The sequence below is a fragment of the Xenorhabdus khoisanae genome, from assembly GCF_001037465.1.
GTDB lineage: Bacteria > Pseudomonadota > Gammaproteobacteria > Enterobacterales > Enterobacteriaceae > Xenorhabdus > Xenorhabdus khoisanae.
In genome coordinates, this window is record NZ_LFCV01000125.1 from 1 (window position 1) to 10,957 (window position 10,957).

The window sequence follows — 10,957 nt, forward strand, 5'->3', positions numbered from 1 at the left end:
CGGATATATGGTCGCAAACCGTTCTATTCAATGCTTGCACAGCCGGGAGCGTCCATATATGGTTCAATAGATTTGGTCACCCCAATAGAGGTGATATTCTCACTTCAATAATTAAACAGGTGACATTATGCAAAGACGTTTCAACTCCGAATTCAAACTGGAATCCGCCCAGTTAGTCCTTGAGCAGCATTACCGCGTGCGACAAGCCGCTCAGGCAATGAATGTGAGTAAATCTGCGATGGATCCCGGGTTCGCCAGTTAAAGCAAGAACGGCAAGGCAAATCACCTAAAGCCATTCCTGTCACGCCGGAGCAAATTGAAATACGTGAGCTGAAAAAGAAACTAATAATGCCCCCCATTTCTGTGAGTGGGGGGGATTTTTATAGAAAATTGACTGTAAATTTTATGTAGATACCCTTGACAGCATTCTGACGTGGCGGGAGCCACGCAGAGTCATGACTTACCCACTTTTTCCAGCCATTGAAAGATCAGCATTCCAATCACCATTGCAGTCACAAATACGAGACCTTTTAACGTGCCAGCCCCCAGTAATACCAACCCGGGGCCGGGACAGATCCCAGCTAAACCCCAACCGATACCAAACAGTATTCCCCCTCCAATAAGGCGCTTATCAATTTGCGTCGCGAGAGGTAAGTGCATTTTTTCCGCACACACCGGGCGGTTTCTTTTTTTCGCCATCAGGAAGGCAAAGAAACCCACGCTGATGGCACCACCCATGACAAACGCGAGTGAGGGATCCCAAACGTGGGTAATATCCAGAAAGCCGATGACTTTACCCGGATCGGCCATACCACTGACAATCAGTCCGATGCCAAACAGTACTCCTGCCAGTAACGAGAAAACGTTGTTCATTGCTTGCTCCTGTTGGCGACATTAACGCCAAAATCCTATAATCCAGACAGTGATAAACGCTACAATCATAAAGGTCGCTGTGGCCATCAGTGAACGTCCCGACAGCCTCGACAGTCCACACACACCATGTCCGCTGGTGCAGCCGGAACCATACTGTGTACCAAGACCGACCAATATTCCCGCGACGATCAGTATCGGCCACGATCCAGACAAATCGACGGAAGGCAATGGTGTGACAAGACGATAAAGCGAGGGCGATGCCACTACACCAATCAAAAATGCCAGTCGCCAACCTTTATCTAATGTAGAGCGTGACAATACGCCACCGAGTATTCCGCTGACGCCCATTACCCTGCCGCAGAACAGGAGCAGCACCCATGCGGCCGCTCCTATAAGGAGCCCCCCAACAAAGCTTTGCAGAGGGGTAAACTGTGCCATATCAATCATCATTGCAGACATCTCCATCAGTGTTAGGACAATAGAGTTCATACAAAGTGGTCAGCAAGGTCAGTACATCTTGAGTGGCAATCCGATAGAAAATGTGTTTCCCCTCACGACGGGTTTCAACCAAATTTTGTCGACGCAATACCCCAAGCTGTTGTGACAGGGTGGGTTGCGTAATGGCTAATGCCGTCTCCATTTCCCCGACCGAAGCTTCCCCTTGGCTGAGATGGCACAGGAGCAGCAGTCGATCTTCATTTGCCAGTGATTTGAGAATGCCTGCCGTTTTGGCTGCAGCGGCACGCATTTGCTGTTGATTGATATTGTTCATTGCGGCCCATATGATAAAGTGATTTTATTAAGTTTTTTATATAATATAATAATGTATATTGTAGTGCAAGATGAGTACCGTATGTGATCAGGTAGCCATCGCTGTTTCGTCATTAAACGTTTCTCTCTGGAGTAATTAGAACAGGTGGTAAGGCTATGAAAAAAATGAAAATCGTGATTGTCGGTGGCGTTGCAGGTGGAGCCTCTGCAGCAGTCAGGGCACGTCGTCTGTCAGAAACTGCAGAGATTATCATGCTCGAAAAAGGTAGCTATGTTTCGTTTGCTAATTGTGGTTTGCCCTATCACATCGGAGGTGACATTCCTAAAAGAGAGTCCTTAGTGCTGAAAACGCCGGAAGATTTTCAGCAGCGCTTTGAGATTGACGTTCGCCTCCAGCATGAAGCGTTGAGCATAGATACTAATGCCAAGACTCTTCAGATAAAAAATGCCCTAACGGGCAACATCTACACTGAATCCTGGGATCGTCTGCTACTCAGCACAGGCGCATCGCCTGTAGTACCTCCAATGTCGGGGGTGCATCGATCAGGTGTATTTACATTGCGATCGTTATCGGACATGGATAACATCCTCGCCCATATTGAACGCCGCCACCCACAACACGCAACGGTAGTTGGTGGAGGTTTTATTGGGCTTGAAGTGATGGAAGCGCTTTCGCACCGTGGTATTGCCGTGACGCTACTGGAACAGGGTACACAGGTGATGGCATCGGTTGATGCAGAAATGGCTGAGGTATTACATCAGGAAATCCGCCAGCATGATATTGATCTTCGTTTACGGACGGGGCTCACGGAGATTGCACAAACAAATGGAGAAGGCAAACTCCATATTACACTGAATAATGGCGAAGCACTGACCACAGACATGGTTGTGCTGGCGATTGGCGTAAAACCAGAGTTAACTTTGGCCAGAAATGCCGAATTAGCCATTGGTCAGAGAGGCGGTATTCAGGTCGATGAGTATATGGAAACCTCCGTGCCGGGTATTTATGCCGTGGGGGATGTGGTGGAAACCACCGAGTGGGTCACCGGCACGCCAACGCTCATACCCCTCGCTGGACCGGCTAACCGTCAGGGACGTATCGCTGCTGAAAATATGTTAGGCGGAAAACGTCGCTATCCACGTAGTCAGGGAACAGCCATCTGTAAGGTATTTGACTACGCAATCGCCAGCGTAGGGTTGAACGAGAAAGCCCTACAGCGCGATAACCTTCGTTATGAAAAAGTCTTTGTCCATGCTGCCGACCACGCGAGCTACTATCCCGGTAGCCAACCTATATCGCTCAAGTTATTATTCGAACCTGTTTCTGGCACCATCTTGGGCGCGCAGGCGGTAGGAAAACGCGGTATTGATAAAACTATCGATGTTCTGGCCGTCGCACAGCGTGCAGGGTTAAGCGTTGACGATCTGGAAAATCTGGAATTCGCTTACGCACCACCTTTCAACGGTGCCCGCAGCGTCGTCAACCAAATTGGGATGGTGGCTAGTAACGTTCTACATGGTGGTACCCGTATCTGTCACGTAGACGATATCCAGCATCTGGATCCTGAACGGCAGGTTCTGGTGGATGTCAGAACGCGAGAAGAACTCAAAAACTTGGGGGAATTTGGGCTAGGCCTGCACATCCCGCTTGATGAGTTGCGCCAACGAATCAATGAGTTGCCAAAAAACAAAGAAATTCTAATCGCCTGTCAGTCAGGATTGCGTGGACATGTTGCCTGGCGAATACTGACTCATCTTGGTTTTCAGGCCCGTAATTTGACTGGAGGTTACAAAACTTGGTTGATGGTTAACGCTTCCCATTAACTCTCAATCTTCGCACCCACAGCTTACTGCGTAACCAGATCCAGCGTATGCTCATTCAGTAAAAATGCCGATCTTTGATATCGGCATTTTGATGTGAAAGATGAGATTAGTTAATGCTTTAACGCTTCGATTTTATCCCGGCTCAGTCCGGTACTGGTGACAATAATATCCAGACTGACACCATGTCGTAATAATGCACGAGCTGTTTCCAGCTTACCTTCCTCTCGACCTTGTTCGATACCTTGTTCAATACCTTGCTTGATACCCTGCTCGCGACCTTTTTGTTCAAGTTCTTCTGCAATAGTCATCAACATTGTTTCATGCTCCGGAGATTGTTCAATCAGTTGATGGACAAATTGTGAGAGATCCAGTGTATGTCCATTCAGTAAAATATAGCTTAACACAACATTGCGCTGTTCTGCTGTATTATAACCCGCATTCAGTAGTGCCACCAATTGGGGAATCCATTCCAACATATCCCGACAGCGGATATGTTTTTGCACCAGCTCCATCAAGGCAACGCCTTTATGCGTCAGGATCTCTTCATCGCTGAGCACACTGACATCCACCAAAGGAAACGCCTGACTGTATAGGTGAGAAGCCTGTTCAGGCTGCGTAAAACAATCCAGCCACCGATTTGAGTAAGGATAAGGCCGAATCTCACCGTGATAAAACAGCAAAGGCACCACCAAAGGGAGTTCAGTATGGCCTTTTTTCAGGTGAGCGGCCATCGCTGACATAGCGTAATACATGAGTCTCCACGCCATCAACGGGTCAGGGGTTGACTGATGTTCAATCAGACAATAAATATAGCCTTGACCCTGAGCCGTCTCAACCGAGTACAGCACATCACTGTGCAGTTGACGTAAATGCCGATCCACAAAACTGCCGGGTTCCAGTTTCAATGTGGCTAAATCACATAACGACTGGATTTCTTCGGGAAGATAAAGGGATAAAAACTCCCTGGCTGTTTCAGGCCGCGTTAAAAAATGTTTGAATAACGCGTCATGGGAAGGCCTTTTTTCTTTCTTTGCCACAATACGTCTCTCTGTCTTATCTGTGATTAATCGCTTTCTTGGGCAGGTTCTATTTTGTTAACCAATCAGCGAGCTGATGTTTAATGTAATCTGATGACAAACGTTCTTGCTCCAGACGGGAAGATGGAAAGCGACCGGAAATCAGACTATTAAATAAATTAATTTCTTCTTCACTGAGAAAATCAGGAACAACTCCAGTGGGTTTATCTTCAATTCCCATTCTATCTTCGTGGATCTTAAGCGTGTTAATATCCATCATGATTGATTCGAGTCCGGCACATTTACCTCTGGCATCACTTAAAAAGGTTAGCCCCCAAGTATCAATATCTCCCCAATAACCGACTCGTTTTTTCTGCAACCATAAGGCATCCATCCAGGCAATATTTTTTCCGCCCCCAATAACTGCCACCGTATCCGGCATATCAGGTAATGCTAAACCTGATTGCAGGTTTTCCACCACCAGAATATTCGATGCCGGCAATTCATACTCTTTCAGTAATTCATAAGGTAATTGGAAGATGCGTAACCCACCCAGCGCGTCAGCAACATGAGGACAAAGTGGTCTGACTGTCAGCCAGCCTTTGGGATTCGTCTGACACTCTAACCAATCCACCAGCCCGCCAACTTCAGAAACTGCGCCTCCATGAAGCGTATCAATCAGTTCTTCCAGTAAGAGCAGGTGACTCTCCAAGAATTTGGTATCAATGCCTATTATGGGAAGCGCCCGCAGATATTGTCCTTTCCCCAGCCCTTGTTTTAATTGTGGAAGTAATTTCGCCAGTAATTCTGCTTCTTTCAACGTAATTTTTTCTACGATCTCGATATTTTTGACTAATGTCGGATAAAGTACTTCATCAATGTGTAAAAAGGGTTTCATATTTCTTTCCCATATCACACTTCGGCGGAGGGCGTTCTGACCTAAAAACTCTATCAGCTGTTGCATGGATTCAATCACAACCCAAATGGGAACAACTTGCTCAGATAGTTCACGAAATCTTTTACTTGACCACAACACCATTTCTTGGTGAGGAAATGATTTCCATTCATTGACAACTCGCTGAAAATGTGTCAAATCCGATAATGCAAAAGCACCACTGGGAGGTTTTAAGCTAATACGAATGGGGAATGGTTTAGCACCCAATAGACGTGCCTTTAAGGAAGACAGGTTATCCCATTCTCTTTTTCTGACTATCTCTGTCACCTGCGTGGGTAATAACCCCCAGGAATATGTTTGTGGTGCTTTTTGCATATTTTTTTACATGTCAGTTTTCAATTTTAATGCCGAATTCATACACTTCAGCTGCTAGTCTGTTCCTTTTTCCTCACCCATGATCCTATCAATTTCTTCCCAGGTAACTTCACAAAGATGGCTGTCATGATGTTCCTGATTCCGTTCGGCAATCAATAAAGAACGCGCTGATTCTCTTGCTAAGTTCAGATTTTTATAAGGGGTAATCAGGTTGACGTGAATATAGAGTTCCCGGAATACACGGAGTACACGCCGGCTCACAGATTCCGCTGTATTTGAAAAAGCTTCATCCAGAAATACAGTGCAATAAACGGGTCTGTCATAACCATCCGGGGTTAATACATATGCTAAACTCGCAGCCACAATTGTGGCTGCAAATGATTCTTTTTCTCCCCCCGATTTACCACTGGATGATTCCAGCACGTCACGAACCTCACCGGTAGTAGTATCAATCTCTTCAGCATAAAATGCCATCTGATAACGAGGATCAAGCAACCTCAGGCTTTCTAGTGTCGTGGATGTCCCGGACGCGCTGGCTTTATCGAGAATGGAAACCACGTCAGACAGTTCACGGAACCGTCCTTCATGATCATCGCTCGTCACTTTACTCAATACTTTCAGTAAAAGCCGATCGAATTCTTGAACATGTGGGTATTTTTCCCTTTTGCTTCCCAACCTCAAATGAGTACCTGAACGAAATTCTGTACGATTAAGCACTTGATTAATAATGTCTATTCTCTCGTGAATATCTTCACGCTCAGATTCAAGTTTCGTTTTGATAGTGGCCATTGACTGGGTGGCATGTTTATTTAATCGTTCAATAAATTGATCCACAAGATTCGGCAAGCCTTCGCTTTCCAACTGTTGCGGATGATTAAGGTAGTCAGGCAAGCTGCTAATATCGGTTTGCCAATCCACCGCATAAATCTGCCACTTTTCATGGGATCTAAACGAAGCCATTATGCTGACAGAGGATTTTTCTGCCCGGTTTTTATTGTTGCGGCTATTTTCCAGTTGGCGTTCCAGTTTTTCTTCAATCTGAGAGACCAATTCTGATTCCCGATCCAATACATCCGCATGCAGCTTACCCACCCGTGTGATTAACCACTGCCGCGTGATATCGGATATCCCTCTCGATGCTTTAGCCTGTGCTTTTTTCCATTCCCCTTTGGCTGCATTTAACGTTGAGTTAACCGCCCCCGATTGTTCGTTAAACCCTTTTAATCTTGACTGGATCTGGAATAATTGTTTTTTTGCTGATTCCCAGCGTTCCATTGCTTTTTCAAGCGAATCGCTGGATTGTTCCAGTACTTCAAGATCTTTTTCCAGGGCTGAAAGCTTGTCATGCCAGTACGGTGCATTGATATCATCCCATCGATAATTCTGCACTTTTTCCAGCAATATTTTGATATTAACAATGGAATTCAACGCCTCCCGTGCTTCTTTGACCTGCTTTTCAATCGCAGATAACTGCTGTATGAAATTATTTTTGTCATGATTAAGAATGGATAAACGTGATTTATTTGAGAAACCTAAATACCAGCGTCTTCTGTCATCAATCCGGTACTGATCTTTTTTCTCAAAACGCCCTTTATCCATGTGCATTAACCCTTGCTGTGTCATTGAATACGGTGTTTTGTCTAATTCCCCCGTATCATCGACACATTGCAGATCAAAGCGTAATAGATGGCGTTTGAGCCATTCTTGGTAAGGATGTTCTCGCCACGCTAATTTTCTCAAATACCCATTTGGTTTAAACTCGACAGTGTTATCCTGAATATCAGTGACAACCTGAACTCTCACGTGCAAACCAGTATGACGGGCATTCAGCCAGCGTGTCACCATTGAGTAACGGTGATGTGGGATGGCAAGTGTTGTGCGCAGCCCTCCCAAAGCTCTTTCGATTGCTCCCTGCCACGCTTTTTCATGCTCCTGAACATCAATTAATTCCCCAATAAAGATGCAGTCATCTTTGTTTAATTCAAGGGAATTAACCAACTCATCCCGAAGCTGCTGATATTTCACATCAATATTAGAGTTAGGTCTTGACTCTATTTCGCTGATTTCCTGAGAAATATGTTTTATTTTTCCCTGTAACTGGCTGAACTCCCCACTGATGGTACCGAATTGTTGCTCATATTTTTCCTGCTCTGCCTGAATATTGGTAAACCTGCTTGCAACAATAGATTGGTTCTGAACAAATACGGTATGTTCCAGCGTGGAAGGAAGGCCAAGTGCTTTAACATTTTCCTGATATTGTGAAGATCCCCGAATAATCCTTTTTAATTGATCTTGAGTATGCTGAATTTCTTTGCGAAGTGACTCTATTTTAGTGCCACCAAGCTGGAGATATTCTTCGTGTCTTCGCTCGACCAACCCATGCGTATCCCTCTCTTGTATCTCAGCCTGTTCTATTTGCTGGTGGATATCTCGCAACTGTGCTTCAATATCAATAATTTTTTCGTTCCACAATTGCGCAAAAATTTCACCCAAATAGGTAGATAATCCATTTTTCTCTGCTGTCAGCTTTTCCAGATCTTTTGTTGATTTTTCCAGACCAGCATTCAGCTCGGGTAATTTAGCTAAATGATCCCTTTGTGCTCTGGTATCCACAAGTTGGCTGTGTATAGCAACGAGATCGCAAAATTCTTCCACTATCTTTCTGGCATCATCCTTAACGGTGCTGGGTTCAAGAACTAATTCACGAATCAACTCGGTCAGATCATCAATCTTTTTCAAACCCAATGCCCGTGAAAGCAATGCCGGCGCGTTTTTATTATCCATACACAAGAGTTTTCGGTATAACTCCTGATATTCAGAGAATCGGTCATCACAGCATGTTATGGCAGGATCAGTACGGAGCCACTGTTTGAGTGCCCGCACATTACCTTCACCAAATGCATCAAGAACTTCTTTCAGCGTCAGGTTTCTTTTGGCAATGGCATAAACCCGTGTTACATCTGACAGGGCATTGGTTGGTTTACTGTTCCAGAAAAGTGCTGCCAGTGTGATTTCTGTACCGTCATCACCCCGATATAATGCTCTGAGCCCGGTCACTACGGCAGATTCGCGTTTACTTCTGACTTTCGTGCCGGCACCATCATGAGCAGAACCAAAACTCCCCCGCATATAGGAAATTAAGGTTCGGTCAGTACGATCCCCCTGTGCGGCTGCAACGTTGAACGTCGCTCTGCCTGCGGGGAGCAGCAAAGCCATCAACCCATCTATAAACGTTGATTTTCCTGAACCATTGTCCCCTGTCACTAATGTTCCTGCCTCATCAATCCGCGCGGTGTGCAGTCCATTGAATGACCCCCAGTTATATACGGAGAGTTCAGCCAATCTGATTTGGTTCGTATGCACTAATGAGTTAGTCAATATAGTCATATCCTGTTTCTCCAGCATTATTTATGCTTCCGCGGGGAGCTATACCTTTTTCATTTGCCATGTTGAGATAATCTCCGAGCATTTTTTCGAGAAACTCAGCATTAACGACATAACGAATAATTGGTGTGATTTCAAAACGATCATCACTTCCTCGTATCGAACTCAATATTTTTTTAGTCACCATTTTAGTCAAGGCGCCATTGAGTTTTTTACGATCAGATTTGGTGCTGTTGGTTAATGGCAGAAATGGAGTCAGATTGGATTCAATTCGTTCTATATCAATGATAATTTTTTGTTCACCCGAAGATTCCCGATCTTGATAATGCTTGCGAAGTACCAACAGCAGTAACGTGTCATATAGAGAAAGCGTTCTCCGGCTAATGATAGATAGGTAACCCTTCACCAGCCCTGTATTGACTTAGCAGGAAAGCAGATTAAACACATCTGGGTAGGGCTGTTTGCGGGTCACCGCTGTCGCGATTTCACTGATCACGTCCAGTGCCGATAGCCCCCGCTGTTTGCAGGTTTCTACCACCGACAGCAGTCGGGAGCGGTACTGTTCACCCCGATAGGAATTTGTCCCAAAGCAGATTTTTCGCATGATTACACTGCCACGCAGGCACCGCTCCGCCTCGTTGTTGGTCAACGGGATGTTTTTATGATGGAGAAAAACCCATAATCCCGCTTCATGCTTAAGAATATAAGCACACCTGCCGGCATAACGGGAGGCCGGAACCTGTTCTCCCTTTCTCAGCCAGCTCATCAGGCTTTTCCTGAGTCTGGACAGGCGATTGCGCCAGTGTGCTTCGTCAATGTCCTGATTTTCATAGCGGTGTTGGGGGCGGAACACACTGTGGCAGAGAAAAACCAGTCGTTGGCCGATAAACGCGGTCAGCCCGCCCCCGCTGTAATCGGCCATCTGTTGCAGGTTGCGGGTGATGTGCGCCCAGCAGAACTGATGTCGGGATGGGGCCAGCCAGTGATAGCTGGCGCACTGGTCAGTCACGATAACCGATGGGGTTGTCTCGCCCAGCAGCGATTTGGCCGTTTCCGCATTACGGTAAGCGCGGATTTTCTGGTAAACCGCCTTGCTGCCGCTGAGCAGCCAAACCCAGCGGGTGGCCGCTTCTCCGTTGCGTTGATGGGGCGTTTCGTCAACATGGATAACCGCAGATTGCCTGACATAATGCCCTAACGCCTGATGCAGCGGCGTCAACATTGAACTGATCCGCCCCTGCGCCCCTGCGCTTCAGAGATAAGGCCCGTGGAAAAGTGGATGCCATAAGTGTCCCGGATCAGGCGCTGTATCTTACTGATGCTCAGAGGGTATTGTCCCGACAGAACCGCCATCTGGCTCATCAAACGGGGCCCAGTTGTCCGGAAGGCGCATCGTCGGGTAACGTAGCCCGGACGGTGTGATGACAACGCTGACAGCGGCCATGAAACAGTTGATATTCGGTGATATCCAGGGCGATTTTGGGCAGTTCGAACACCTGATGACGATAGGTCGGGGTCGTATTCGGCTCGACATGCCCGCCACAAAGGGCACAACCGTCATCGGGCAGACAGCGAACGATCGTATCCGTGTCTTTCAATGCACTCAGTGGTCTGCGGTGCCCTGTGTGGCCTGGCTGAGCGCCAGCCTGATTTCGGCGACCAGGGCGTTTAACTTTTGCCGTTCAGCCCGTGCCTGAGGCGTATCACTGGACGGGGAACGCGAGGAATTACGCGAACTCAGTGCCAGCCGGTCTTCGTATTCTCGAAGTTTGGCCCAGAGCTCCCGGATAAGGGCATTGGCTTCGCTGATGTTGCTCAC

10 protein-coding genes and 1 pseudogene are annotated in these 10,957 nt (G+C 46.6%); 2 read left to right on the forward strand and 9 right to left on the reverse strand.

Annotation, left to right across the window (positions count from 1 at the left end):
- Positions 1-127: 127 nt before the first annotated feature.
- Positions 128-345, forward strand: a pseudogene (locus AB204_RS22075) (transposase); the annotation flags it as partial.
- 108 nt (positions 346-453) lie between these two features.
- Here the strand turns inward: AB204_RS22075 and AB204_RS16305 are convergent.
- The 3 genes from AB204_RS16305 to AB204_RS16315 are packed head-to-tail and all read right to left on the reverse strand — an operon-like array spanning position 454 to position 1,645.
- A complete protein-coding gene (locus tag AB204_RS16305) occupies positions 454-873 on the reverse strand; it encodes a DUF6691 family protein (RefSeq protein ID WP_047964431.1) in 420 nt (139 codons plus the stop codon).
- A gap of 21 nt (positions 874-894) precedes the next feature.
- Entirely contained in the window at positions 895-1,323 is a 429-nt protein-coding gene (locus AB204_RS16310; RefSeq protein ID WP_047964432.1) for a YeeE/YedE family protein, read from the reverse strand.
- Entirely contained in the window at positions 1,313-1,645 is a 333-nt protein-coding gene (locus AB204_RS16315) for an ArsR/SmtB family transcription factor (RefSeq protein WP_235428110.1), read from the reverse strand. The genes AB204_RS16310 and AB204_RS16315 overlap by 11 nt, the downstream gene beginning before the upstream one ends.
- Positions 1,646-1,809: 164 nt before the next feature.
- Here AB204_RS16315 and AB204_RS16320 point away from each other — a divergent pair, with 164 nt between their 5' ends.
- A complete protein-coding gene (locus AB204_RS16320) occupies positions 1,810-3,468 on the forward strand; it encodes an FAD-dependent oxidoreductase (protein WP_047964438.1) in 1,659 nt (552 codons plus the stop codon).
- A gap of 110 nt (positions 3,469-3,578) precedes the next feature.
- Here AB204_RS16320 and AB204_RS16325 read toward each other — a convergent pair whose 3' ends face one another.
- The 6 genes from AB204_RS16325 to AB204_RS23815 all read right to left on the reverse strand — a co-directional run.
- Positions 3,579-4,505: an Rpn family recombination-promoting nuclease/putative transposase gene (locus AB204_RS16325; RefSeq protein ID WP_047964433.1), complete on the reverse strand. Its 927-nt coding sequence runs from the start codon at positions 4,503-4,505 to the stop codon at positions 3,579-3,581.
- Between the two features lie 49 nt (positions 4,506-4,554).
- Positions 4,555-5,754 (reverse strand): DUF3322 domain-containing protein, encoded by a 1,200-nt coding sequence (locus AB204_RS16330; RefSeq protein ID WP_047964434.1) that lies wholly within the window; start codon positions 5,752-5,754, stop codon positions 4,555-4,557.
- Positions 5,755-5,808: 54 nt separating this feature from the next.
- Complete coding sequence (locus tag AB204_RS16335) at positions 5,809-9,141, reverse strand: ATP-binding protein (RefSeq protein ID WP_235428111.1); 3,333 nt, start codon at positions 9,139-9,141, stop codon at positions 5,809-5,811.
- On the reverse strand, positions 9,125-9,544 hold the full coding sequence (locus tag AB204_RS16340) for a DUF4194 domain-containing protein (RefSeq protein ID WP_235428112.1): 420 nt from the start codon (positions 9,542-9,544) through the stop codon (positions 9,125-9,127). Before AB204_RS16340 ends, AB204_RS16335 begins: the two co-directional genes overlap by 17 nt.
- Before the next feature lie 15 nt (positions 9,545-9,559).
- Positions 9,560-10,360: an IS66 family transposase gene (gene tnpC, locus AB204_RS23810; RefSeq protein ID WP_268802302.1), complete on the reverse strand. Its 801-nt coding sequence runs from the start codon at positions 10,358-10,360 to the stop codon at positions 9,560-9,562.
- Between the two features lie 381 nt (positions 10,361-10,741).
- Positions 10,742-10,957, reverse strand: a 216-nt coding sequence (locus AB204_RS23815; RefSeq protein ID WP_268802303.1) for a DUF6444 domain-containing protein, incomplete at its 5' end; no start/stop codon positions are given.

What these genes read in the sequence shown, in the direction of transcription:
- AB204_RS16305 (WP_047964431.1), bottom strand. Translation starts at nt 873, where the DNA reads ATGAACAACGTTTTCTCGTTACTGGCAGGAGTACTGTTTGGCATCGGA.
- AB204_RS16310 (WP_047964432.1), bottom strand. Translation starts at nt 1,323, where the DNA reads ATGATGATTGATATGGCACAGTTTACCCCTCTGCAAAGCTTTGTTGGG.
- AB204_RS16315 (WP_235428110.1), bottom strand. Translation starts at nt 1,645, where the DNA reads ATGAACAATATCAATCAACAGCAAATGCGTGCCGCTGCAGCCAAAACG.
- AB204_RS16320 (WP_047964438.1), top strand. Translation starts at nt 1,810, where the DNA reads ATGAAAATCGTGATTGTCGGTGGCGTTGCAGGTGGAGCCTCTGCAGCA.
- AB204_RS16330 (WP_047964434.1), bottom strand. Translation starts at nt 5,754, where the DNA reads ATGCAAAAAGCACCACAAACATATTCCTGGGGGTTATTACCCACGCAG.
- AB204_RS16335 (WP_235428111.1), bottom strand. Translation starts at nt 9,141, where the DNA reads ATGACTATATTGACTAACTCATTAGTGCATACGAACCAAATCAGATTG.
- tnpC (WP_268802302.1), bottom strand. Translation starts at nt 10,360, where the DNA reads ATGTTGACGCCGCTGCATCAGGCGTTAGGGCATTATGTCAGGCAATCT.